The sequence below is a fragment of the Erythrobacter sp. Dej080120_24 genome (assembly GCF_036322605.1).
GTDB lineage: Bacteria > Pseudomonadota > Alphaproteobacteria > Sphingomonadales > Sphingomonadaceae > Erythrobacter > Erythrobacter aurantius.
The window spans coordinates 887,813-911,034 of record NZ_AP027262.1 but is presented as its reverse complement, the minus strand read 5'-3'; the positions used below and the strand labels follow the sequence as shown (position 1 = coordinate 911,034).

At 62.0% G+C, this 23,222-nt stretch carries 20 protein-coding genes and 1 pseudogene; 10 read left to right on the top strand and 11 right to left on the bottom strand.

Features of this window, described 5'->3' with window-relative positions:
* Window positions 1-48: 48 nt before the first annotated feature.
* Together AABA34_RS04530 and AABA34_RS04525 are read left to right on the top strand one after the other, a co-directional pair.
* Entirely contained in the window at window positions 49-576 is a 528-nt protein-coding gene (locus AABA34_RS04530; protein WP_252259890.1) for a VOC family protein, read from the top strand.
* On the top strand, window positions 576-1,220 hold the full coding sequence (locus AABA34_RS04525; RefSeq protein WP_338304079.1) for a carboxymuconolactone decarboxylase family protein: 645 nt from the start codon (window positions 576-578) through the stop codon (window positions 1,218-1,220). The genes AABA34_RS04530 and AABA34_RS04525 overlap by 1 nt, the downstream gene beginning before the upstream one ends.
* Here AABA34_RS04525 and AABA34_RS04520 read toward each other — a convergent pair.
* Window positions 1,217-2,740: an acetyl-CoA acetyltransferase gene (locus tag AABA34_RS04520; protein WP_338304077.1), complete on the bottom strand. Its 1,524-nt coding sequence runs from the start codon at window positions 2,738-2,740 to the stop codon at window positions 1,217-1,219. The two genes, AABA34_RS04525 and AABA34_RS04520, sit on opposite strands and share 4 nt — an antisense overlap.
* 10 nt (window positions 2,741-2,750) lie before the next feature.
* The gene (locus AABA34_RS04515; RefSeq protein ID WP_338304075.1) at window positions 2,751-4,019 is read right to left on the bottom strand and encodes an acetyl-CoA C-acetyltransferase; all 1,269 of its coding nucleotides are present in this window, start codon (window positions 4,017-4,019) and stop codon (window positions 2,751-2,753) included.
* A 129-nt stretch (window positions 4,020-4,148) separates the two neighbouring features.
* Here AABA34_RS04515 and AABA34_RS04510 point away from each other — a divergent pair, with 129 nt between their 5' ends.
* Together AABA34_RS04510 and AABA34_RS04505 are read left to right on the top strand one after the other, a co-directional pair.
* Window positions 4,149-4,916: a crotonase/enoyl-CoA hydratase family protein gene (locus AABA34_RS04510; RefSeq protein ID WP_338304073.1), complete on the top strand. Its 768-nt coding sequence runs from the start codon at window positions 4,149-4,151 to the stop codon at window positions 4,914-4,916.
* An 81-nt stretch (window positions 4,917-4,997) separates the two neighbouring features.
* Window positions 4,998-6,161, top strand: a complete 1,164-nt coding sequence (locus AABA34_RS04505; protein ID WP_338304071.1) for an acyl-CoA dehydrogenase family protein — start codon at window positions 4,998-5,000, stop codon at window positions 6,159-6,161.
* 98 nt (window positions 6,162-6,259) lie between these two features.
* On the opposite strand, the gene AABA34_RS04500 is transcribed toward AABA34_RS04505, so the two are convergent.
* Window positions 6,260-8,821, bottom strand: coding sequence for a TonB-dependent receptor (locus AABA34_RS04500; RefSeq protein ID WP_338304069.1), 2,562 nt, complete (start codon window positions 8,819-8,821; stop codon window positions 6,260-6,262).
* Window positions 8,822-9,013: 192 nt separating this feature from the next.
* The gene (locus AABA34_RS04495; protein WP_338304692.1) at window positions 9,014-11,035 is read right to left on the bottom strand and encodes a TonB-dependent receptor plug domain-containing protein; all 2,022 of its coding nucleotides are present in this window, start codon (window positions 11,033-11,035) and stop codon (window positions 9,014-9,016) included.
* Between the two features lie 120 nt (window positions 11,036-11,155).
* Here AABA34_RS04495 and AABA34_RS04490 point away from each other — a divergent pair, with 120 nt between their 5' ends.
* The 5 genes and pseudogenes from AABA34_RS04490 (at window position 11,156) to AABA34_RS04470 (ending at window position 16,352) form a co-directional block, all read left to right on the top strand.
* On the top strand, window positions 11,156-12,664 hold the full coding sequence (locus AABA34_RS04490) for a flavin-containing monooxygenase (RefSeq protein WP_338304067.1): 1,509 nt from the start codon (window positions 11,156-11,158) through the stop codon (window positions 12,662-12,664).
* Window positions 12,665-12,779: 115 nt separating this feature from the next.
* The gene (locus AABA34_RS04485) at window positions 12,780-13,541 is read left to right on the top strand and encodes a competence/damage-inducible protein A (protein WP_034956011.1); all 762 of its coding nucleotides are present in this window, start codon (window positions 12,780-12,782) and stop codon (window positions 13,539-13,541) included.
* Window positions 13,542-13,619: 78 nt separating this feature from the next.
* The gene (locus AABA34_RS04480) at window positions 13,620-14,597 is read left to right on the top strand and encodes a polysaccharide deacetylase family protein (RefSeq protein ID WP_338304065.1); all 978 of its coding nucleotides are present in this window, start codon (window positions 13,620-13,622) and stop codon (window positions 14,595-14,597) included.
* A complete protein-coding gene (locus AABA34_RS04475) occupies window positions 14,597-15,502 on the top strand; it encodes a GNAT family N-acetyltransferase (protein ID WP_338304064.1) in 906 nt (301 codons plus the stop codon). Before AABA34_RS04480 ends, AABA34_RS04475 begins: the two co-directional genes overlap by 1 nt.
* A gap of 104 nt (window positions 15,503-15,606) precedes the next feature.
* A pseudogene (locus AABA34_RS04470) lies at window positions 15,607-16,352 on the top strand (IS5 family transposase).
* On the opposite strand, the gene AABA34_RS04465 reads toward AABA34_RS04470, so the two are convergent.
* The 7 genes from AABA34_RS04465 to secE form a co-directional block, all read right to left on the bottom strand.
* Window positions 16,314-16,592 (bottom strand): hypothetical protein, encoded by a 279-nt coding sequence (locus AABA34_RS04465; RefSeq protein WP_338304063.1) that lies wholly within the window; start codon window positions 16,590-16,592, stop codon window positions 16,314-16,316. The pseudogene AABA34_RS04470 and the gene AABA34_RS04465 overlap by 39 nt on opposite strands.
* Window positions 16,593-16,779: 187 nt before the next feature.
* On the bottom strand, window positions 16,780-17,472 hold the full coding sequence (gene rplA / locus AABA34_RS04460) for a 50S ribosomal protein L1 (RefSeq protein WP_034956016.1): 693 nt from the start codon (window positions 17,470-17,472) through the stop codon (window positions 16,780-16,782).
* A 5-nt stretch (window positions 17,473-17,477) separates the two neighbouring features.
* Entirely contained in the window at window positions 17,478-17,909 is a 432-nt protein-coding gene (gene rplK, locus AABA34_RS04455) for a 50S ribosomal protein L11 (protein WP_034956017.1), read from the bottom strand.
* A gap of 378 nt (window positions 17,910-18,287) precedes the next feature.
* Complete coding sequence (locus AABA34_RS04450) at window positions 18,288-20,315, bottom strand: O-linked N-acetylglucosamine transferase, SPINDLY family protein (protein WP_338304061.1); 2,028 nt, start codon at window positions 20,313-20,315, stop codon at window positions 18,288-18,290.
* Between the two features lie 27 nt (window positions 20,316-20,342).
* Window positions 20,343-20,558 (bottom strand): hypothetical protein, encoded by a 216-nt coding sequence (locus AABA34_RS04445; protein WP_445083758.1) that lies wholly within the window; start codon window positions 20,556-20,558, stop codon window positions 20,343-20,345.
* 1 nt (window position 20,559) lies between these two features.
* Window positions 20,560-21,096 carry a transcription termination/antitermination protein NusG gene (gene nusG / locus AABA34_RS04440; protein ID WP_034956018.1) on the bottom strand — a complete coding sequence of 179 codons (537 nt, stop codon included), beginning with the start codon at window positions 21,094-21,096 and terminating at the stop codon, window positions 20,560-20,562.
* Between the two features lie 25 nt (window positions 21,097-21,121).
* Window positions 21,122-21,331 (bottom strand): preprotein translocase subunit SecE, encoded by a 210-nt coding sequence (gene secE / locus AABA34_RS04435; RefSeq protein WP_034956019.1) that lies wholly within the window; start codon window positions 21,329-21,331, stop codon window positions 21,122-21,124.
* A 272-nt stretch (window positions 21,332-21,603) separates the two neighbouring features.
* Between secE and AABA34_RS04430 the strand changes: the two genes are divergently transcribed.
* A complete protein-coding gene (locus tag AABA34_RS04430; protein ID WP_034956020.1) occupies window positions 21,604-23,151 on the top strand; it encodes an alanine/glycine:cation symporter family protein in 1,548 nt (515 codons plus the stop codon).
* The last annotated feature ends 71 nt before the right edge of the window (window positions 23,152-23,222 follow it).

Below are 23,222 nucleotides of genomic sequence, written 5' to 3'. Positions count from 1 at the left end.
GCCTTCGCGTCGCAGCTTGGGCAGGTTGCGCGGGCAGGGAGAGGCCGGATGATCAAGACCAAGGGAATCAACCATATCGCGCTGGTATGCCGCGACATGAAAGAGACGGTGCGGTTCTACACCGAGGTGCTCAACATGCCGCTGTTCAAGACAGTGCAGCTACCTGATGGCGGGCAGCATTTCTTCTTCGACTGCGGAGGCGGGAATGCCATCGCCTTCTTCTGGTGGAAGGACGCACCGCCCGCCGCGCCCGGCATCGCTTCGGTCCGCAAGTTTCCCTTTGATGCGAAGACGGCGGTGGGTTCGATGAACCACCTCGCCTTCGACATGGAGGAAGCCGAGCTGGAGGCGGCGCTGGATCGGCTCGCCGAAGCGGGCGTGGAACACACCCACGCCGTGCTCAACCATGATGACAGTCCAAGGGGCTATTCGCCCGAAATGCACGAAGGGGTGTTCGTGCGCTCGGTCTATTTCACCGATCCCAACGGCATCATGCTGGAATTCGCAGCGACCACGAAGCAGTTCGGCCCCGAAGATGTCGCGCATGAACCCGCCAGCGCGCAGGAGCCCGCCTGATGCCGCGCCTACGTGAAGTGCCCAAGAGTGAAGCCGATGAGAAGGTGGCGCTGCCGCTCTATGCGCAGCTGTTCGGCGATCGCGATCCCGTGACCGAGCCCGGCACCGCCACGGGGACGCGCGGCGATTGGTGGACGGTGTTTGCCGGTTCCCCCGACACGCTCAAGCACGCGGCGCAGGGCTTTGCCTATTACCGATCAGGCAGGCGCAAACTTGATCCTGTATTGCGCGAGCTGGGGCAGACATGGGCAGGCTGGGCTACCGGCAGCCAGTTCGTCTTCTCGCAGCATTGCAAGAGCCTGCGCGGGCTGGGCGTGGCCGAGGAGAAGATCGAGGCGATCCCGACCTGGCAGACCGCCACCTGCCTTGATGCGCGCGAACGGCTGGTGCTGGCCTATGCCGACAGGCTGGTGATGCATCAGGGCCGCGTGCCCGACGCGCTGTTCGACGCGTTGAAAGCAGAATTCAGCGAGGAAGAGATCCTCGAACTCACTTACATCACCTGCATGTATCAGATGCACGCGGTGATGAGCCGCGCGCTGCGCACCGAGTTCGACGACCGCGACGATCCCGTAACGGAAGTGCCCGCGCCCGACGGGTTCGACGCGCTCGATTTCCTCGGCGGGGAGCGGAAGAAGGACTAGATCACGCGCCCGATATTGCGCCCGCGTTCGTCGCGGGTCACGCTGAGCTTCGCGCCAAACGGTTCGCCGCTTTCGAACGCGGCACGGGTGGCGTCGTCAGACAGATCGGCATTGGCCACCACACGCGCCCCGTCCGCATTGCGCCCGATCCACACGGCATCGCTGCCGGTCTTCGAATGGTTGATTGTGTAGCTTTCGACGGTTGCCTGATCGAAGGGGTCATTGCTGCGGGCAACACCGTTGCAGGCCTTGGGCAAGGCGGCGACGCGTTCGCCCGACCAATCGGCAGGCTCGGTTGAGTAGATCCCGGTCGCATACTTGCTCATCCACCCGCCGTTCGCGCCCACCAGCGCGAATTGGCCGCGATGCGCGCGCACCCGTTCCACCGCTTCGCAGATGGCGTGCGCAGAGTAATTGTTCCCTGCCCCGCCAAAGAACGGCAGCCCGCCCGTCAGCGTCAGTCCGCGCGGATCGTTTGCCGACAGGCCGAAATGGTCGCACTGGTTGAAGACGGGAATGGCAAAGCAGGAATAGAAATCGAGGAAGGCCATGTCCTCCATCCCCTTGCCCGCGATTGCCAGCGCACGCTCTACCGATGCGATGGAGGCTGGATTGGCCGAAAGATCGGGCCGCTCGGACAGTTCCAGCTCGGTCGCGGAGGTGACGGCGTGGATATGCACCCACTTGTCCTCCGGCACGCCCAGTTCGCGTGCCTTGGCGGCGCTGGCGATGATGATCGCCGCCGCCTGGTTCACCTGATCGCGGGCGACCGTCATCCGGGGATAGGGTTCTGCAACGATGCGGTTGCGGTCGGTTACGGTGGCGAGTTCCTCCGCACTGCGCTCCACCGGAGCGGCAGCGTGCGGATTGGCTGCGGCGACACGGGTAAACGGCGCGAACAGCTCGCCGATATCGTGGCGATATTCATCAAGCCCCTTGCCCAGCTTCGCCCGCCGGGCATTCTCGGCAATGGCGTAAAGCGGGATCGCACCGGTCGCACCATGAGCGAACAGCGCGGGCTCCATCATCCCGTCGATGCCGTATCCGCGATCCTCGAATTCCCCGCCGATCGCTTCGGACCAGTCGGGCTTTTCACCCTTTGCCGCGAGCGCAAGCGCGGTGGAAATCACTTCCGATCCGACGATGACGGCGCACTGGCTGTCCCCGGCAGCAATCGATGAAGCAAACTCGCCGACATATTGCTGATTGGTCTGGCCGCCGGTGGGCGAAAGGATCAGCCGCTGCGGGCAGGCCCCCACCCTCTTGGCCAGCGCGCCGGGAATATTGTCCGGCCCGCCAAAGGGCGGCTCCTTGCCCGGGCGCGACATTTCGAACGCGCGGATCGCGGCAAGCGTGTCGATGGCATCGGCCACCTGACCGCTCGCCCCGGCATTCGCGATGGCTGCTGCCAGAGCCCGCCCGCCCAGATCCATGTAGGACAGCGCCTCGTAGCCGGGTTCTCCGACCCGTTCCGAATACTGCCCTACCCCGATGATGACGGGCGTGTTGTCAGCAACCATCAGTTCCACCTCAGTCGACGAAATCGTCCACGCGTTCGACGATAATCGCCGGGGCCATGCCGCCCGCTGCACACATGGTTACGAGGCCGGTCTTGAGATCGCGGCGCTCCAGTTCGTCGATGATGGTGCCGATCAGGATCGAACCCGTCGCGCCGATCGGGTGACCAAGGGCAATCGAACCACCGTTGACGTTGACCTTGTCCCAGCTGAGGCCGAGATCGCGCACGAACTTGGCGGCGACCACGGCGAATGCCTCGTTGATTTCGAACAGGTCGATGTCGTCGAGCGACATTCCGGCCTTTTCCAGCACCTTCTTCGCGGCGGGTACCGGAGCGTTAAGCATCAGTGTGGGATCATCGCCCATGTTGGCGGTCTGGACGATGCGCGCACGCGGCTTCAGCCCGTGCTTCTGGGCATAGGCCTTGCTGCACACCAGCACCGCAGCCGCGCCGTCAACCACGCCCGAGCTGTTCCCGGCATGGTGGAAATGCTGGATCTCGACATCGGGATACTTCTGATTGATCAGCCCGCGGAAAGTCGTGCCCTTGGCATCCAGCGGCACGTCCGCGATCTTGGTGAATGCCGGCTCCAGCTTGGCGAGGTCTTCCATCGTCGTTTGCGGGCGCGGATATTCGTCATGATCGAGGATCACGGTGCCGTCATCGGCCACCACCGGAACAACCGATTTGGCAAAGCGGCCTTCGCTGATGGCTTCGGCGGCGCGCTGCTGCGAGCGATAGCCGACTTCATCCAGCTCTTCGCGGGTGAAGCCTTCGATCGTGGCGATGGCGTCGCCGCAAATGCCCTGATGCGATTGCGGGTGCACCTTTTGCAGCCGCTCGTTGTAGCTGCCCATCATCGGCGGCTTGATTCCGGCCTGCATCTTTTCCTTCGACATGGCTGCGGTCAGGCTCATCATCTCGGTACCGCCGGCGACGATGCAATCTTCCATGCCGCTCATGATCTGTGCCGCTGCAAGGTTCACCGAAGTGATCCCGCCGCCGCAGAAGCGATCGAGCGTGGTGCCCGAAGAGGTGATGTCATAGCCGGCATCAAGCGCGGCCATCCGGCCCATGTCGCCTGCCTGCATCCCGTCCTGCGTCGAAACCGACCAGATCACGTCGTCGACGGTTGAGGTGTCGAGCTTGTTGCGCTCGGCAATCGCCCGAAGGACGGTGGCGGCCAGATGTTGCGGATGCTCCGCCGCCAGCGCGCCCTTGCCCTGCTTGCCGATACCGCGCGGGGTGCGGACTGCGTCGATGATATATGCCTCAGCCATGATTTCCTCTCTCGATCTATCGAAATTGCGGTTGACGTTTCCGTAAGCCGACTGCACCACTCGCACAAGAATTCAGTTGCATTTCGCAATCTCAAATTAGCTAGGGCTAAAAATTCAGGGAGAGAAGCTTTGTCCGATACACCAGAAGTCCTGACCGAAGTCGACAACGGCGTGCTGATCGTCACGATCAATCGCCCCGAAGCCAAAAACGCCATGACCAAGGCGGCGGCAGAGGGGATCGCGGCGGCGATGGACCGGCTCGACAGCGAAGACGATCTGCGCGTCGGTATCCTGACGGGTGCGGGCGGCACCTTTTGTTCGGGCATGGACCTCAAAGGCTTCCTGCGCGGCGAAAGCCCCACTGTGGAAGGGCGCGGCTTTGGCGGCGTGGTGCAGGCACCCCCGGCCAAGCCGCTGATCGCGGCGGTCGAAGGATACGCTCTTGCGGGCGGGCTTGAACTTATGATCGCCTGCGATCTGGTGGTGGCCAATGCTGGCGCGAAATTCGGCATCCCCGAAGCCAAGCGCGGCCTCGTCGCCGCAGCCGGCGGGGTGATGATGCTGCCTGACCAGATCCCTGAGCGCATCGCGATGGAGCTGGCGCTGACGGGCGATTTCATTGATGCCAAGCGCGCCTACGAACTGGGCCTGATCAACACCGTTACCGAAGGTTCGGCGCTGGAAGGGGCAAAGGAACTGGCCGCGCGCATCGCTGCCAACGGCCCGCTTGCCGTGCGCGTTTCGAAGCAGGTGATGAAGGAATCGCGCGGCTGGGCGATGGAAGACCGTTACAAGAAGCAGGCGCAGCTGATCGCGCCGGTGTTCGTATCGGAAGACGCACGCGAAGGCGCAGCCGCCTTTGCCGAAAAGCGTGCTCCCAACTGGAAGGGCAAGTAACCGGATTTTTGGCCGCGCCCTTGCCTCCGTATCGGTGGCACGGGCGTAGCTTCTTGGGATTAAACGAGAGAGGAAGACACCATGCCCGTCATCGACGTGCCTCAGCCCGAATTCATGCAAGACGAAGAAATTGCGATCTTCGCCGATGCAGTGGGCAAATTCTATCAGCAACACGCCCCGGAAAAGCGCGTCCAGAAATGGCGCGACGAAGGCCAGGTTGAGCGTGAGTTCTGGCGCGAGGCCGGGGCGGCTGGCCTACTGGGCGTTTCGGTACCGACCGAATATGGCGGCCATGGCGGCGACTTCCGGCACGACATCGTCGTGATCGACCAGCAGGCCAAGCATGGCGTCGACGGCTTTGCCGCGAGCCTGCACAACACCATCATCCTGCCCTATCTGGTTCGCCACGGCACCGAAGAGCAGAAGCAGAAATACCTGCCCAAACTCGTCACCGGCGAGCTCGTCAGCGCAATTGCGATGACCGAGCCGGGCGTGGGCTCTGACCTCCAGTCGATCACCACCACCGCTCTCAAGGACGGCAACGGCTACCGCATCAACGGGGCCAAGACCTATATCTCCAACGGACAGACCGCCGATTTCATCGTCGTCGTCGCCAAGACCGATCCTAACGAACGGGCAAAGGGCATTTCGCTGATGCTGCTCGAAACGGAAGGCGCCGAAGGGTTCCAGCGCGGCAAAAAGCTCGACAAGATCGGGCTCGACGCGGCGGACACTTCGGAATTGTTCTTCGACAATGTGTTCGTGCCCGCGGAAAACATTCTGGGCGGGGTCGAAGGCAAGGGCTTCTATCAGCTGATGGGCGAGCTTGCGCAGGAACGTCTCGTGATTGCGATGGGAGCGGCCACCGGGATCGAAAAGGCGCTCGACACGACGATCGAATACGTCAAATCACGCAAGGCGTTCGGCCAGACGATCTGGGATTTCCAGAATACGCAATTCGTGCTCGCCGACCTGAAGGCGCGCGGCACGGCGGCGCGCATTTTCGTGAACGACTGCATCGCCAAGCTGCTCAAGGGCGAGCTGGACGTGGCGACGGCTGCCATGGCGAAATACTGGGTGACGGAGCTGCAGAGCGAAGTCGTCGACAAGTGCCTGCAGCTGCACGGCGGCGCGGGCTACATCAACGAATACCCGATCGCCAAGATGTATCGCGACGCACGCATCACCCGCATTTTCGGCGGGTCGAACGAAGTCATGAAGATGCTGATCGCCAGAAGTATGTGAATGGGCAGGCCCATAGAGGCCTACCCAAACTTAAACTTTTAAAACAAAAAGGGCGGCCCGGTTTCCCGAGCCGCCCTTTTTTGGTTCTGCGCTGACGCTTAGAACTTGGCGCGCAGCGTCACGCCGTACTGGCGCGGCGGAAGGGTGAAGGCCGAACGCGAGTTGGCAGCGCCCGAACCGCGCAGCGTGGTGTTGAAGGTAACCCCGCGCACCACTTCATCAGTCAGGTTGTTGACCCAGCCTTCAATCGCATAGCGACCGTCAGCAAAGCGCAGACCCGCGCGCATGTTCACAAAGGCCTTGCCATCCTGAATATCGGCGATGATCGGCGGTGCCGCGTCAATCGCCTGCTGCAACCCGCCATTGGCTGCGATTTCTGCAGCACCAGGCAGAATGATAGCCTGAGTCGAGGTGCGCTGATCAGCCTCCATGCGAACCTGACCGGACACGAAGAATTCAGTCGAGTCGTTGATCGGCTTTTCCCACATCGCCCCTGCCAGCGCGACAATCTGCGGCGCGTTGGTCAGCTCGTTACCGCAAAGCGCGAGCACCTGAACCGAAGTCTGAGTGCCAGCGCAATCTTCTGGATAATCCGCCTTCAGGAAGGTTGCGGCCAGATTGAGTGTCAATTCGTCAGTGGGACGGATGAGGCTTTCGATCTCAACCCCGCGCGTCCGTGCCTTGGGAACGTTGAACGTGGCGAATGCCGTCCCGGTAAATTCGAGCACCTGGAAGTTGCTGAATTTTTCATAGAACGCAGCAATGTTCACCGTAACCGAGCCGTCCGGGGTCCGGCCTTTCACGCCAAGTTCCCACGCATCGACTTCTTCCGAAAGGAAGGTAGGATCTGCTCCAGCCACTGCCGCGGTAGTATCGAGGTTGATGCCGCCCGCCTTGTACCCGTGGGTGAAGCTTGCGTAGCTGGTCACGAACGGGCTGAATTCGTAACCGAGCTTAATGGTGTAGATCAGCTCTTCGTCATCGAAATCAGACTGAAAGGTGCGAACCAGCGGCAATGCGGCGGCTTGCGGCAGATCTGCGGGTGCAGTGAAGCCGAAGCAGCCAAGCCCGATGAAGGATGGAACCAGCGCGCCCGGAACAGCACCTGCACCAATCGCACCCAGTGTTGCCGGACAGATTTGGTTGTTAACGGCCAACTGGTCGAAACTGCCCGACTTTTCCTCCCAGGAATACCGGGCACCCAAAGTCAGCTCGAGCCCGTCAACAATTTCGAGCGAATTATGCGTGAAGATCGCATAACTCTTCGCGTCTTGCTGGAAACGGTTGGTGTTGGTGGTTCCAGCCGGATCAACTCCGGTAAAAACTGTCAACGGGTTCGGCCCAAGAGCGCCGCCGGTCGGAACGAACAACAGCGCACCGACATTCTCGCCAAAATCCTCGCCCAGACGGAACGATGCCGATTGATCTAGCTGCTCGTCGGAGTAGAAGCCGCCTACCATGTAGTTGAGCCTGCCACCCATGGTTTCGCCCTGCAGACGCAGTTCGGCTGTCCATGTGTCGATTTCCAGATTGAGAGCAGGCACGTTGAAAATGTCGAGCCCGGTAAAATCGGAGTCGTAGTTTTCAAAGCTCTCGTATTTGCGATAGGATCCGATGAAGATCAGGTCTGCATTATCCGACACCGGGAATTCGAATTCGCCAGTCACGCCGTAATTGTCCACGTCGGCGATGGGTGCGTAATTGGCCGATACCGTGCGGTTGTCCATCGTGCGTTCGAAAGTGGCCTGATCATCACGATTGGTCGCAACCAATGGCTGGCCATTTCCGCCGTTCAAGCCAAGACCGACAGCGGCATAGGCTCCACCGGTAACCAGCGGCGACTGCCAAAGCTCGATCGCTCCGCAGCAGCTCGACTTGCTCTTCGAATAGTCGGCGATGATGCGGCCTCGCAGTCCGCTTTCAGTGTCCCAGCCGATCTGGCCGCGAACCAGCCACTGATCGACATCATTAGTGTCACCGATATCCGTACCATCGCGATCAACCACCGTCAGGAAGCCATCACGCTTGCGATAGGCCCCCGTAACGCGCAGCGCCACAGTGTCCTGCACCAGTGGGACATTGACCGCACCCTGCAGGCTCAATTCATCAAAATTGCCGTATTCGGCATTCACGAAGCCACCGAATTCATCAAGATCCGGGCGGACATTAGTGATATTGAGCGCGCCCGCAGAAGTGTTCCGGCCGAAAAGTGTACCTTGCGGCCCACGAAGAACCTCGACCCGTTCGACATCGACAAACTCGCTCAATGCGACACCGGGACGCGATTGGTAGGCACCATCAATGAAGATACCGACCGCGCTTTCAAACCCGATGTTGTTCGAAGTTGTACCGATACCGCGGACGCGCAGCACCACCGAACCCGAGGCTAGCTGCGCCTGGCTGGCGGTGAAACTGGGCGCGAGAGCTGCGATTTGCTGAATGTTGACAACACGTTGCGCTTCGAGCTGTTGCGGCGCGATTGCCGTCACAGCCAGCGGAATGTCCTGAACGTCCTGAGCGCGCCGGGTCGCGGTAACGATGATGACGCCATCATCTTCATCGGGGGCTGCGATCGGGGCGTTCGCCTGCGCAAAGGCGGGCGCAGTGAACGAACTGCAGGCCAGAAGGCCGGCAGCATAAGCTGCAAGCTTACGTGTCATAGATTTTCCTCTCCACTTACCGATTGGTAAATCGCCAATCGGGCTCTCCAATTCCGCAGATTACCAGCGCATTTCCCAATGCCAAGAGTCAGCGAGAGGTTGTTGACGACAGTAGCAAAAATGCAACATTTCCTGCTGCAGCGCAGCATAGTTCCGCACCCGGCCCGACTCTGCTAATTTTGTTGCAGCGCATCAAAACCCGTAGCGCAAACCCAGCCAGACTGTCCGTGGCACGCCAAGGTCGATGCTGCCGCCCGAATTGCGGGTGACTATCGTTTCATCGAGCAGGTTTTCGGCTCGCGCCACAAGCGAAAGCCGCCCAGCAATCGGCGCCTGGGCGAACAGGTCCAGCGTGGTGGCCGCAGGCAGACTGTCTGTTTCCTGATCGTCTTCGAACTGCGCTCCGACGTGCCGCAGCGTTGCAGCAAGGCGCAGGCGCTCGCTCGGTTGCCAGGCCAGAGTTGCGGAAGCGGAGAATTCGGGCGTCTGCGGAGGCCGGTTGCCATCAAGCGCCAGCGAGGGGCCTTCGCCCGCAATGCGCGCATCGGTATAGGCGAGCGAAGCATCGAAGCTGACATCACCCAGCGCCAGCGCCAGCGCGCCCTCGATCCCGCGTGCCTCGATCGCAGGCAGGTTCTGCCGCTGGCGAAGGTTCGGCGCGAGAGTGACATTGGCGATCGCGTTCTCGACCTCATTATCGAAGGCCGTTACCGAAACCACCAGCTCATTGACCGGCTGCCAATTGAGACCGATCTCGAACCCTTCGAGCCGCTCGTTTTCCAGTGCGGCATTGGCCTGCGTCACCACCGGGAACACCACGAAGGGCCGGTAAAGCTCGTTCAGCGTGGGAAGCCGCAATCCGGTGTAGGCCGCCGCCCGCAAATCCAGCCGGCGGGTGGCATAGAACGATGCCCCGGCGCGCCAGCTGACCGCCCAGTCGGAACGGTCGGCTGCGATCAACTCGCTCACCAAACCGCCTTGCGCGTTGATCGCGCGGAAAAAGCCGTCATCGATACTGGTATGATCGGCGCGCAGCCCACCCGTCAGCACCAGCGGCCCGATTTCCCAGTCATCCTCGATGAAGAATCCCAGATTGCTTGTATTGCCACCAGCCCGGCGGCGTTCGGTCAGCAGCCCGCTGAACGCGCTATAGGCCTCTTCCTGCAACTCCCCGTCGGCGCGGCGATAATCCACCCCGATGCGGACATCATGCCCTTCGGCAATCGGCGGACGGACCTCGATCTTGCCGCCCAGCCCGGTTGACGGCGTGTTGCGTTGATCGAGCACGCGGGTGAAGCGGGTGGAACTGATCACGACATTGGAGAAATTGCGTGCCTGGACATAGGCGAGCGCATCGAATTTCCATTCGCCCCGCCCGATGATCCGCAGGCTCGCATCCTGCCCCTCGCTGGTGGAATCCGCTCCGTCAAAGCGCAAGGTGCGCGCATCGTCGAACAGGCCGACGCGCGCCTGCAGTTCGACATCGGGGCTGATCGGGGCGACCCCGCGCAAGCCCACCGACCAGCTTTCGAAGGCCGCGCGCGCGCTTGCGGGCACGCGATCGGATGCGGGAGTGGTGAAGAACCCGTCGCCCCGGTCCCAGCGCCCGCTGACAGTGGCAAAACCGCTGCCCAGCCGCCGCGATATGGTGCCGCTCGCCTCGGTCTCCTCGCGGTCGTTCGCCAGCAGGCTGGCTGAAACCGGGCCGAGCGCGGCCGGGCCTGCGCTTTCCAACTCGATCGTCCCTGCTAGAGCGCCCGCTCCGAACGGCCCCGATCCGCCGCCACGCGTAACCCGGATGCGCCCGAGCGTTTCAGGAGCAATCGAGGACAACGGAATATATCCGAAGAACGGATCGGCAATTGGCACCCCGTCGAGCAACACCAGAGCGCGGCTGGTCGCGTTCCCACCCAATGCGCGCAGCGTCACCCCTTGCGCGCTGGGGTTCGATGATCGGCTGTCCGAACGGCGGAATTGCTGAAAGCCCGCGACATTGGACAGCACATCCTCGATCCGGCCCGAACCGCTCGAAGTGATCTGTTCAGGCTCGATCGTGGTGGTCGAATAGACGATGCCCGAAAGCGGCGGCTCCAGCCCTTCGCCGGTTACGATGATCTCGTCCTCGCTGCCGTCAGATACCGCTTCTTCCTGTGCGAAGGCGGCAGTGGCAAGCGAAAGGGCAAGGCTGGAAACGGCAAACCGGAATGCAATCATCATGGTGTGCGCGACACTAGCCATTCCGGCGCACAAAGTCAGTTTCAAATTGCCATCAAGACTCGCTTTTGGCGACGACGTGTGTTTACATTGCCGCCAACACGGGAAGAGAGAGGCCCAATGTTAGCTACAGCTCCAGACTTTGATGTGCTGATCGTCGGCGCAGGCATTTCGGGTATCGGCATGGCCGCGCATATGCGGATGAAAGCCCCCGGCCACAGCTTCGCCATTGTAGAGCGGCGCGAAAACCTCGGCGGGACGTGGGATCTGTTCCGCTATCCCGGCATCCGGTCGGACAGCGACATGCACACGCTGGGTTTCGATTTCGAACCGTGGCGGCATGAAAAGAGCATCGCCGATGCGCCCGCCATCCTCGAATACCTCAACCGCATCGTCGATGAACGCGACATTCGCCGCCACATCCGGTTCGGCCAAAAGGTGATTTCAGCCGATTTCCGCTCGGACGAGGCACGCTGGCACGTCGAGATGGAAGCCGAGGACGGCACCCGTTCGCATCTCACCGCGAACTTCATCTATCTGGGATCAGGCTATTACGATTACGACGAGCCGTACGATCCGGGTTTCCAGCTAGGCGCGTTCGAAGGGCAGGTCGTGCACCCGCAGTTCTGGCCCGAGGATCTGGATTACGCGGGCAAGAAAGTGGTGGTGATCGGATCGGGCGCGACGGCGGTGACGATCGTCCCGTCAATGGCCGGCAAGGCCGCGCACGTGACGATGCTTCAACGCACGCCGACATGGATGGTCTCGCGCCCGGCCAAGGACGGCTTTGCCAATTTCCTGCGCAAGATCCTGCCCGAAACGCTGGCCTACAAGATCACCCGCGCGAAGAACATCTGGATGCAGGACTTCACCTTCAAGGTGGCTCGCAACAAGCCCGAGAAGGTCAAGGGGAACCTGCGCAAGGGCCTCGAAAAGGCGATGGGCAAGGATTACGACAAAGAAGCCTTCACCCCGCCCTACAATCCGTGGGAGCAGCGTCTCTGCCTCGTCCCCGATGCGGACATGTTCAACGCGATCAACGCGGGCAAGGCGAGCATCGTCACCGGCCATATCGAAGCGTTCGAAGCCAAGGGCATCCGCCTCAAATCGGGTGAATTGATCGAAGCCGACATCATCGTCACCGCGACGGGCCTGAAAATGGCGGTAGCAGGCAAGATCGCCGTCAGCGTCGATGGCGAAGCGGTCGATTTCGCCAAGCGGTTCTATTACAAGGGCTGCATGTTCTCGAACCTGCCCAATCTGGCGGTGGTGTTCGGTTACCTCAACGCCAGCTGGACCCTGCGCGCGGACATCAATTCCGATTACGTCTGCCGCGTGCTCAACGAAATGCGCGCCCGCAATATCGACACGGTGGTGCCGGTGCTGACCCCGGAAATGGAAGCGCAAATCGAAGAAGACGACATCTACGATTTCTCCAGCGGCTACATCCAGCGCGCCAAGCACATTCAGCCGAGGAACGGGGTGAACTATCCGTGGCGGCTCAATCAGGAATATGTGGTCGATCGCAAGCTGATGGCGAGCGATCCGGTGGACGACGGTATCCTTGCCTTCCGCCGGGCGGGCGCCAATGCGCAGCGGCCAGAGGAGCAGCTCGAAGCGGCTGAGTAGCGTCTCGCTCAGGCAGGGGCAGGCAACTGCCCTTGCCGCCGCAACCAACCGAAATCGCACATTGCGACAAGGTTCACGCTTGAGGCTGCACCGGGTCTGCCCTAACCAAAAACCCATGAACGCCCCCGACAAAATCTGGACCGCCGGCCTCGTCATCATCGGCGATGAAATCCTCTCCGGCCGCACCCATGACAAGAACATCGCGCAGGTCGCATCATGGCTTCAGGTGCAGGGCATCCGCCTTGCCGAAGTGCGCGTGGTGCCCGATGTGCAGGAACGGATCGTCGCGGCGGTCAATGCCTTGCGCGAAGCCTATGATTACCTCTTCACCACCGGCGGCATCGGGCCGACGCATGACGACATTACCGTCGATGCCGTGGCCGAAGCGCTGGGCGTACCGGTCGTGATCCATCCCGAAGCGCGCGCGCTGCTGGAACGTTACTACGCGAACAAGGGCGGCCTCAACGAAGGGCGCCTGCGCATGGCGCGCGTGCCCGAAGGGGCCGACCTGATCCCCAATCGCATGTCGGGGGCGCCCGGCATCCGGCGGGGCAATGTGATCCTGATGGCGGGTGTGCCCCACATCACCGCCGGCATGCTCGATGCGCTGACGGGCGAGTTGGAGGGCGGAGCGCCGCTGTTGTCCGAAACGATCGGCTGCTGGGTCGCCGAAAGCGAAGTCGCCAACCTGCTGCGCGAAGTCGAGGAGGCGCACGAGAATTGCCAGATCGGCTCTTACCCCTTCTTCCGCGAAGGCCGGGTCGGCGCGAATTTCGTCATCCGTTCCACCAGCGAGGAGGACCTGCGGAGCTGTGTCGACAGCCTCAGCGATGGCCTCGCCACCAACGGACACGACTTCACGCCGGGCGGCATCTGAACGGCGCGGGTCTCTCCAAGGGCCGCTAATCGTTTCAAAACCGGCTTTTAACCCTTCTGCCCTATGGCGGAAGGCGCAATGACGCGCGTATTCATCACGATTGATACCGAGTATTCATCGGGTCTGGTCACCGACCTGTCCAATCAGGATCGGATGGACAATTTCGCGCGCTCAATCGGCGGGATCACACCCGAAGGTCCGGCAGGCATCACGCACAAGCTCAAATTGTTCGAACGACATGGCATCAATGCGGTTTTCTTCGTCGATCCGATGGCCGCGCTGGTGTGGGGAGTGGCCTCGATCGAGGACATTCTCAAACCGATCCTCGACGCCGGGCAGGACGTGCAACTGCATTGCCATACCGAATGGCTCGAACTGGCCGGCGCGGACAATCCGCTGGCTTCGAAACGCACCGGCAAGAACCTGTTCGATTTCCCGTTCGAGGAGCAATGCCGGATACTCGAATACGCACGCGACACGCTGATGGCGGCGGGTGCGTCGCGCCCGGTGGCGTTTCGCGCCGGCAACTATGGCGCGGATGACAACACCCTGCGCGCCCTCGCGCAGCTGGGGCTCGAATACGACACCAGCCATTGTCCGGCGCTGCCGAGCGGGGCGGCGCGGATCAGCCTTGGCAGCGACGTGCTCGATCCTGTGCGGCATCTCGGGGTGATAGAGGTTCCGGTCGGCAGCATCGGCACGCTGAGCGGCGGACAGCGCCACGCGCAGATCACCGCGCTGACGCTGGCAGAAATGGAGGCGGCGATCCGCCATGCCCGCGATAACGGGCGCTGCACCTTCACGCTGGTCACGCACAGCTTCGAATTGATCAACCGGCGCAAGCTCGCGGTCAACCGGATCGTGCGTCGCCGGTTCGAAGGATTATGCCGCACGCTTGCAGGGATGAAAGGCATCACCACCGGCAATTTCCGTGATGATCCTCCGCAAGTCGCTCCGTCCGAGGCAAACAGTTCGCCTCTCCCGGCGAGCCCCGTGCGCACCGGCCTTCGCTACGCCGAACAGCTGGTTTCCAATACGCTTTACGGCGCGCTGTAATGGCGAGTGGGTCGATCGACTTTACGATCGGATCACGGCGGCTGCTGTCCGTGGGGCGCGATCTTGCCACATGGAGTTTCTCCCTGGAGCAACTCATCGCGTCGCAACCCCGGTTCGATCCGCCCGCTCCGGGGCGCGACGGGCTGCGGGTGCTGTCGGCTCCGCAAGACGGCATTGAAGCAATCGCGGCGTGCTTTCCGCATCATCTTGCGGGAGGAAGGCAGGATTATCGCCGCCATTACATCGCGATGACGGGCCGCAGTTTCGACGACTATCTCAACTGCTTTTCGGCCAAGACCCGTTCGACCTTGCGGCGCAAGTCGCGCAAGCTGGCCAAGGAAGCGGGTGATTACACCATCACCGAACACCGCACCCCGCAAGAGGTGGCGGCCTTCATCGACGCGGCGCTGCCATTGTCGGCGCGCACCTATCAGGCGCGGCTGCTCGACGCCGGGCTTCCAGATGCACCCGAAGCGCGTGCGGCCATGCTGGAGCTTGCGGAAGCCGACCGGATGCGGTGTTTCCTGCTGAAGCTGGGCGAAACACCGATCGCCTATCTGTCACTGCCCGTCGAAGGCGAGACGCTCGTTTACGCGCACCTTGGCTACGATCCGGATCATGCGCGGCTGTCACCCGGCACGGTGCTCCAGCTCGAAGCGCTTGAGCGGCTGTTCGCGGAGGAACGGTTTGCCTGGTTCGACTTCACCGAAGGCGAAGGTGCGCACAAGGAGATGTTCGGAACCGACAGCGTGGATTGCGCCAGCTTCCTGCTGCTTGCACCCACCGCGGCCAATCGCGCATTGCTGGGTGCGCGTAGCACTTTCGACGGCGCGATCAGCACCGCCAAGGCGCTGGCCGAGCGTTCGGGCGCCTTATCCCGCGTCCGATCCGCCCTTCGCGGTTAGGTTTCGTGGACAAAGCTTGACTAGGGACTCGGACCTTGATTCAAGGCTGTCTTTTGGAGGCAGCCTTGGGCGAGCGGATCGGTGTTACGGACGAAGAATGGGAAGTGATCGGGCCGCTTCTGCCGCCTGAGCAAGGTCGCGGATGCCGACCGGCACAGGATAACCGTCCCTATTTCGAAGGCATGATGTGGATCGCGCGGACCGGAGCGCAGTGGCGTCACCTGCCGGACGAGTATGGCAAGTGGAACAGCGTCTTCCGGCGCTATCGACGATGGGTCATGACGGGCGTGTTTGATGCCATGCTCGAGACGCTGGCGGAGCTGGCGGGGCGCGACACAGCCGCCGACATGATCGATAGCACCGTGGTCCGGGCACATCATTGTGCCGTCGGCATAAAAAGGGGACTCAACAAACCGAGGCGCTTGGCCGATCGCGCGGCGGCTTCACCACCAAGCTCCACGCCAGGTGCGATGCCAGAGGCCTACCACTCGGCTTCGTGCTGACACCGGGGCAAGCGCACGATGTGCAGGGCTTCGCTCCGCTGTTCCGCATGAAAACCGACCGGATCGAGGCCTTCCTGGCTGATCGGGGATACGATGCCGATGCGATCCGCGAGGAAATCGAGGCCGCAGGCGCCGAGGCGGTGATCCCGGCCAAGGTCAACCGGCGCAACCCCGTCCCGCACGACCGCGCCAAATACAAATGGCGCAACCTGATCGAGCGCCTGTTCAACAAACTCAAGAACTGGCGGCGCGTTGCGACCCGATACGACAAAACCAAGGAATCCTACCTCGGCTTCGTCGCGCTCGCCTCAGTCAAACTCTGGATACCCTTTGTCCACGAAACCTAGTTCCTTGGTCTGGGCGAGCCGGCGATTTGCCGACAGCCGGCGAAATCTCTCCTCAAGCGCGCTCCGCTCGGAATCAGGCTCGCCGCTTTCAGGGGCGAGCCACAGGGAAAGCGCCACCCATGCGAGCAGGATGAGGGCGAGAAGGCCCGCTGCAATCAGGCCGAAAGTCAGATCGAAATTGGCCAGTAGCGCAACAGCCGCGACGGCTGCAGCGATGACATACCACTTGGGATCGAGCATCGTTTCTCCTTCAGGGAAGATGCCACGCCCCGAATAGGGGAGAGGGCGCGAGCATCAGGACCAGCCAAGTCAAGATGCGCATTCGCACCGCCAAAGACAAGGGGCCGACAGCGCAAGCTGCCGACCCCGATTGTCGTTTCGTCGAGAAGCCGGACGTGCCGGTTTTTCGGCGCGCCCTCGTCGCGAATTACGCGCCTTCGACTTCCGCCACGTCGATCTTGAGACCCGGGCCCATGCTCGAGGTCAGCGAGACCTTGCGCACGTACTTGCCCTTGGCGCCCGACGGCTTGGCCTTCACCACAGCTTCGGTCAGCGCCTTGAAGTTGGCCTTCAGGTCTTCGTCCTTGAACGACAGCTTGCCGATGCCCGAGTGGATGATGCCCATCTTCTCGACGCGGAATTCGACCTGGCCGCCCTTGGCGTCCTTGACGGCCTGCGCCACGTTCGGAGTGACGGTGCCCAGCTTCGGGTTCGGCATCAGGCCCTTGGGGCCGAGCGTCTTGCCGAGGCGGCCGACCACACCCATCATGTCGGGCGATGCGATCACGCGATCGTAATCGAGGTTGCCGGCCAGCATGTCTTCCATGAGGTCTTCAGCACCGACCTTGTCGGCACCGGCAGCCAGCGCCTTTTCAGCGTTTTCGCCGCGCGCAAAGACCGCAACCTTGACTTCCTTGCCGGTACCCGAAGGCAGCGACACCATGCCGCGCACCATCTGGTCAGCGTGACGCGGATCGACGCCGAGGTTCATCGCGACTTCGACGGTTTCGTCGAACTTGCTCTTGTACTCGCGCAGGACGTTCAGCGCTTCGTCAACGGTGTACAGCTTTTCACGGTCAAGACCGGCGAGAGCCTTCTGCTTCTTGGTAAGCTTTGCCATGATCCTTAGCCCTCCACCACGTCGAGGCCCATCGAACGCGCGGAGCCTTCGATGATGCGGGTTGCCATTTCGATGTCGTTGGCGTTGAGATCGGCCATCTTGGTTTCGGCGATTTCAGCCAGCTGCGAACGCTTGATGGTTCCGGCGGAAACCTTGCCCGGTTCCTTCGAACCCGACTTCAGCTTGGCAGCCTTCTTGATCAGGAAGCTGGCCGGCGGAGTCTTGGTGACGAAGGTGAACGAACGGTCGGCATAGACGGTGATCGTCGTCGGGATCGGCATGCCCTTTTCAAGGCTGTCGGTCGCGGCGTTGAACGCCTTGCAGAATTCCATGATGTTCACACCGCGCTGACCCAGAGCCGGGCCGATCGGGGGTGAAGGGTTTGCAGTGCCCGCAGGCACCTGCAGCTTGATATAGCCTTCAATCTTCTTGGCCATGACTGGCCTCCTTTCGCACTTTTGCCGCCCTCTTTCGATTGCGGCTCATGTTAAGCGGTCCAACGGCATTCTTCCGAAAGCCTCCCGCACGGATTCCTGCCCTCAACGAGCAGAAGCGCGCCACATACCGATTTGCCCGCGAAGTGCAAGCACCGATTCGCCTTTGCGGGCCGGTTGAAAGATGACACTGCCCCCCGGTTTTAAAAATATTCCGCCCATTGCCCCCAACCGCAAATTCCGCGGTTTTGCGCGGCCTTGCGGGCGATGCGAAGGGGTGACGGGTGTGACTTTCCATTCTGGCGCTTTCCAGGCGTTACCGGCAATCAGCCGAAGCACCGGGAATAGCGCGCGCGGTGAGAGTAGGAAAACGGCCTTCCCCTAGGCCGGAATGACGATATCGGCGGGCGGCAATCCGGCCAGGAACCGGTCGTAAGCCATATCCATCCCCGCTTCGAAATGGCGGGTATAGGCCTGCGTATCGAACAATGGCGAGGCAAGTCGGTTGGCGGCAAGCTTCGCCCGAACCGCGGCCAGCCGCGCCGGATCGGTTGCAAGCTCAAGCGCCAGCGCCTCATACTCGGCATCCGTGTGCGTGACGAGTTCAGGCAGTTTCATGGCATACAGCAGGCTGGCCGCCACCCGCGCCGCAAGCTGCTCCCCCACCCGCGTGATCGCCGGCAAATGCGCCCACAGCGCGTCGACCGTGGTGGTGTGGGCATTCATGCAGAAGGTATCGAGAAACAGATCGGCGTGGCGGTGCCGCTCAAGATGCTGCTCTGCCGGAACGCGATCGGCAAACACCAGCCGGTCAGGGTCTATTCCCAGATGTGCGGCATGGCTGCGCAGGTTTCGCATCACCGCCGGGGTTGAACGGAACAGCCACAAGACGCTGCCTTCCACCTGCTCCAGCAAACGCATCCAGATTTCGAATTCGCGCCGGGTGATCTTGTAGGTCGCGTTGAAGCAGCAGAACACAAAGCCATGTTCTGGCAGGCCATGGTCTGCCCGTGCGGGGCCATCGGGAGCGATCGGCAGGCGATTGTCACACGGCATGTAGGTGTACGGCAGGCTGATGAGGGATTCGGAATAATGCGCCCGCTGGGCCGCTGGCACCACGACGGGATCGGCAACCAGATATTCGACAAAATCGACCCCCCGCGTCGAAGGATATCCGAGATAGCCGACGTGCACGGGCGCGAGCCGATGCCTGAACAAGCGGGTGCGCGAATCGACGGTGTACCCCTGACGATCAATCGCGATGTGAAGATCGAGCGACCTCGCCAGCTCGATGATCTGGGCATCGGAATGATCGAGCACGTCGTGAAACCCGTCAAAGATCGCCTCTGCGTCGCGGCGATACGGATCGTTGCGGCGCGGGCCATAGCTGAAGGCGAGGGCTTCGAACCGGTCGCGATCATGGTGACGGATCATGCCGTTCAGCAGCCGGGCGCCGGGGTGATCATGGTAGTCGGCACTGAAATAGCCGATCCTCAGCCGCTCTGGCCTTGCCTTGGGACGGGCAGGCAGTGGCGCTGGCTGCGGCTCACCGAATATCCGCCGCCCCCAGCTGCGCGCGCGCTGTAATTGCCGCTCCGGCGAATCCTCCAGCGCGAGCAGCGGCCACGGCGGAACGCCGTTCGTGGTCACTCCCAGATCGCAGACATTCCCGGACATCGCATCCAGCCCGTCCCAGTCGCAATCCTGCGCCAGCAGGTATGCGAGTTGAAGCCGGGCCAGCTCATTGCCGGGCTCCACTGCCAAAGACTTCCGAAATGCGGCGATGGCGTCGTCGGTTTCGCCGCGCTCCATCCACAGAACCCCGGCATTGTAGAGCGCCTTGGCAAAGCGGGGGGAGGTTTTCAGCGCGGCGAGATAGGCGGCTAGCGCATCATCGAACCGACCCGCGCGCTTCAATGCATTGCCGAGGCTGTTATGGATTTCGGGCAGGTCGGGACGCAGGCCGCGCGCTGTTTCCAGATGGGCAATGGCGGCATCGAGTTCACCCAATCTCGTCAGCAGATTGCCCAGATTGTTGTGCGCCTGCGCCAGTTGCGGGTCCAGCGCCAGCGCACGGCGATAGGCGGCTACGGCTTCTTCATTGCGGCCATGATCCTGCAAGGTCAGCCCGAGATTGTATGGCGCACCGGCAAAACCGGGGTCGAGCGTTTCAAGCTGGCGAAAGCTGGCCTCCGCCTCGTCCAGCGATCCGAGCGCACGGGCAGCGGCCCCGCGAATGTTCCAAGCCGCAAGCGACGACGGAAATCGGGATGCCAGAGTGCGTGCCAGTTCCAGCGCCTCGGCATGGTGTCCGGCGCGAAAACTGCCGGTGAGCGCGGCAATCTGCTGCTGCGATGGTTTTTCCGGCGGTGTCTGCGCGCTGCTCATCATGCCCCCCGGCGCTTTCATATCAGGCGCTTGGAGCAATTCCAGCGATCACTGGTGATTACGCCGGGCAGCAGGGCGTTCGCTCGCCGGGAGTTTCATCCCCTTTGTCCGGCTGGTGAGGTGAAAGCGTTTGCACAGCGCGCATTTGTAGGCGCGCAGAGTGAACGGCGCGGCGGCTGCCACCCGTTCTGCCTCTTCACGCGTGGCAAAACGTTTCTTGCGATTGCAGATGCCGGGGCGGGTGGTGATCCCGCCTCGCCCCATCTTACTTGACCAGTTCGACCTGTTCGAAATCGAGTTCGACCGGGGTTGCACGGCCGAAGATCGAAACCGAGACCTTGACCTTGGCCTTGTCGAAATCGAGTTCCTCGACCACGCCGTTGAAGCTGGCGAATGGGCCGTCAAGCACCTTGACGCTGTCACCGATTTCGTAATCGACGCTGATGTCCTTCTTGGGCGCGGCCTTGGCTTCTTCGACGCCGCCGAAATAGCGCGCGGCTTCGCGTTCGCTGATCGGCTGCGGCTTGTTGTTGTTGCCGAGGAAGCCCGTCACCTTGGGGGTGTTCTTGACGAGGTGATAGATATCGTCGTTCATCCGCAGCTTGGCGAGAACGTAGCCGGGCATGAACTTGCGTTCGACCTGAACCTTCTTGCCGCGCTTCACTTCGGTCACGGTTTCGGTGGGGACTTCGATTTCCTCGACACCTTCGGACAGGCCCAGACGCTCGGCCTCGGCGAGGATCGCTTCCTTCACCTTGTTTTCGAACCCGGAATAGGCGTGGATGATGTACCAGCGTGACATGGTTGGTCCTTGGACTTGGGCGCGCTTATGCGAGCGAGAGAAGGAAGTTGACGACGAAGTTGAACAGGCTGTCCACCCCGAGGAAGAACAGCGCGAGGATCACCATGAAGATGAACACGAAAATCGCGGTGCGCACGGTTTCCTGACGGGTCGGCCACACGACCTTCCCGGTTTCGGTGCGAACCTGGTTCACGAATTCGGGAACCGATGTCTTGCGCTGTTTGTCTTCGGCCATTTGGGTGCCTGTCGCCTTCGCGTGGTAGTGATGTTTCGATCCGGCTTTCAGGTAGGGTCCGTCGCCGTCCGGGACAAGGTCACGGATGGGCTGCGAGTCTTACCGATGTCGGAATGCAAGTGGCTAATATGGCGCGAGGGGCGGGAAAGCAAGCGCCAAGACGGGTTTCAGGGCTAGTCAACGGCGATCCGCGCCTCTAGCGTGCGCGCTTCTTTAGCGGGTACGGGACATCCGGCCCGCCTTCGGGGACAAGCACAAGGGGATAGCCACACATGGCTGCAGCAGAAGCTGGATCGACGACAATCGTCGATGAGGTCGTCAACGTATCGGATTTCATCTGGGGTGGTGAATGGCGCGGGGAGCAGATCCTCGAAGTGGCCGGAATACCGGTTCCGCCGATGACAGTGATCCTTCTGGGGATCGGCCTGTGGATGATGATCGGCCTGCGTTTCTATCCGATCGTCAAGTTCGGTGCCGCGATCAAGGGCCTGTTCGCGGGCCGCAAGGGTGAAGGCGCAGGCGAAATCTCGCCCTTTGCCGCGCTGTCGACCGCGCTTTCCGGACAGGTGGGCACCGGCAACCTCGCCGGCGTCGCATTCGCGATCGCATGGGGTGGTCCGGGTGCGGTGTTCTGGATGTGGATCACGGCGCTGATCGGCATGGCGCTGGCCTTTGCCGAAGGAAGCCTCGCGATCCGTTACCGCGAAACAACCTCCGACGGGGTGAAGCGCGGCGGCCCGATGAGCTACATCATGATGGGCCTCGGTCCGAAATACACCTGGCTGGCGATCATCTTCTGTATCGGCACGCTGTTTTCCGCGCTGGTGACGGGCAACTCGATCCAGGCCAACGAAGTCGCCACCGGCCTCAACGAACTGTTCGGCATCGAACGCTGGATCGGCGGCCTGATCGTCGCCATCGCGGTGTTCGTGGTGATCATCGGCGGCATCAAGTCGATCGGCAATGTCGCGGAAAAGGTCGTGCCGTTCATGGCGGGCGCTTACATCGTGATGGCGATCATCGCGCTGATCCTGAACGCGGGCGACCTGCCTGAAACCTTCTCGCGGATTTTCGCGGGCGCGTTCAACAATCAGGCGGCAGAAGGTGGCTTTGTCGGCGCAGCGATCATCATCGCGATCCGTGCAGGCGTCGCACGCGGCCTGTTCTCGAACGAGGCAGGCCAGGGTTCGACCCCGATCGCGCACGCGGTCGCACAGACCGATGATCCCGAACAGCAGGGCCGCATGGCGATGCTGGGCACCTTCATCGACACCATCGTGATCTGCACGATGACGGCGCTGGTGATCCTGACCGTGCAGGGCGATTTCACCGGCGGCGGCGAAGCGGTGAAGCACGTCTGGCAATCGGACCTCAGCACCGTCGAAACGGCGGGCGTGGCGACCACCATCGCCGCCTACAGCGCGGCCTTCCCGACGCTGATCGCGGGCATCCCGCTGGGCACGCTGGTGGTCAGCATCGCGCTGATCCTGTTCGTGTTCACCACGCTGCTGACGTGGAGCTATTACGGCGAACGCGCGATCACCTTCATCTATGACCGGGTGCCGGGTTCGACGCGCGGCGGGGAGAAGATCCTGCACATCATCTGGCGGGTGATCTGGTGCGTGGCGATCTTCGTCGGCGCGACCCAGCCTTCGCAGCTGGTCTGGCGTCTGGGCGACATCTCCAATGCGGCGATGGCTTTGCCCAACCTGCTGGCGCTGGCGCTGCTTTCGGGCGTGGTGTTCAAGTTGGCGCGGGGCGAAAAGACCGCGGGCAAGGATTACCACGCGGAAACGCCGGAAGAGCCGGAGGAGTACTGAGGAAAAGCCAATGGCGGTCGCTGGATACGGTTGCGCAGCAACCGCAAGGGCGACCGCCCGCCCGCAGCGGG

Excerpts from the sequence above, each read along its gene's own strand:
- AABA34_RS04530 (WP_252259890.1), top strand. The coding sequence starts at position 49 with ATGATCAAGACCAAGGGAATCAACCATATCGCGCTGGTATGCCGCGAC.
- AABA34_RS04525 (WP_338304079.1), top strand. The coding sequence starts at position 576 with ATGCCGCGCCTACGTGAAGTGCCCAAGAGTGAAGCCGATGAGAAGGTG.
- AABA34_RS04520 (WP_338304077.1), bottom strand. The coding sequence starts at position 2,740 with ATGGTTGCTGACAACACGCCCGTCATCATCGGGGTAGGGCAGTATTCG.
- AABA34_RS04515 (WP_338304075.1), bottom strand. The coding sequence starts at position 4,019 with ATGGCTGAGGCATATATCATCGACGCAGTCCGCACCCCGCGCGGTATC.
- AABA34_RS04505 (WP_338304071.1), top strand. The coding sequence starts at position 4,998 with ATGCCCGTCATCGACGTGCCTCAGCCCGAATTCATGCAAGACGAAGAA.
- AABA34_RS04500 (WP_338304069.1), bottom strand. The coding sequence starts at position 8,821 with ATGACACGTAAGCTTGCAGCTTATGCTGCCGGCCTTCTGGCCTGCAGT.
- AABA34_RS04495 (WP_338304692.1), bottom strand. The coding sequence starts at position 11,035 with ATGATTGCATTCCGGTTTGCCGTTTCCAGCCTTGCCCTTTCGCTTGCC.
- AABA34_RS04490 (WP_338304067.1), top strand. The coding sequence starts at position 11,156 with ATGTTAGCTACAGCTCCAGACTTTGATGTGCTGATCGTCGGCGCAGGC.
- AABA34_RS04485 (WP_034956011.1), top strand. The coding sequence starts at position 12,780 with ATGAACGCCCCCGACAAAATCTGGACCGCCGGCCTCGTCATCATCGGC.
- AABA34_RS04480 (WP_338304065.1), top strand. The coding sequence starts at position 13,620 with ATGACGCGCGTATTCATCACGATTGATACCGAGTATTCATCGGGTCTG.
- AABA34_RS04475 (WP_338304064.1), top strand. The coding sequence starts at position 14,597 with ATGGCGAGTGGGTCGATCGACTTTACGATCGGATCACGGCGGCTGCTG.
- AABA34_RS04465 (WP_338304063.1), bottom strand. The coding sequence starts at position 16,592 with ATGCTCGATCCCAAGTGGTATGTCATCGCTGCAGCCGTCGCGGCTGTT.
- rplA (WP_034956016.1), bottom strand. The coding sequence starts at position 17,472 with ATGGCAAAGCTTACCAAGAAGCAGAAGGCTCTCGCCGGTCTTGACCGT.
- rplK (WP_034956017.1), bottom strand. The coding sequence starts at position 17,909 with ATGGCCAAGAAGATTGAAGGCTATATCAAGCTGCAGGTGCCTGCGGGC.
- AABA34_RS04450 (WP_338304061.1), bottom strand. The coding sequence starts at position 20,315 with ATGAAAGCGCCGGGGGGCATGATGAGCAGCGCGCAGACACCGCCGGAA.
- AABA34_RS04445 (WP_445083758.1), bottom strand. The coding sequence starts at position 20,558 with ATGGGGCGAGGCGGGATCACCACCCGCCCCGGCATCTGCAATCGCAAG.
- nusG (WP_034956018.1), bottom strand. The coding sequence starts at position 21,096 with ATGTCACGCTGGTACATCATCCACGCCTATTCCGGGTTCGAAAACAAG.
- secE (WP_034956019.1), bottom strand. The coding sequence starts at position 21,331 with ATGGCCGAAGACAAACAGCGCAAGACATCGGTTCCCGAATTCGTGAAC.
- AABA34_RS04430 (WP_034956020.1), top strand. The coding sequence starts at position 21,604 with ATGGCTGCAGCAGAAGCTGGATCGACGACAATCGTCGATGAGGTCGTC.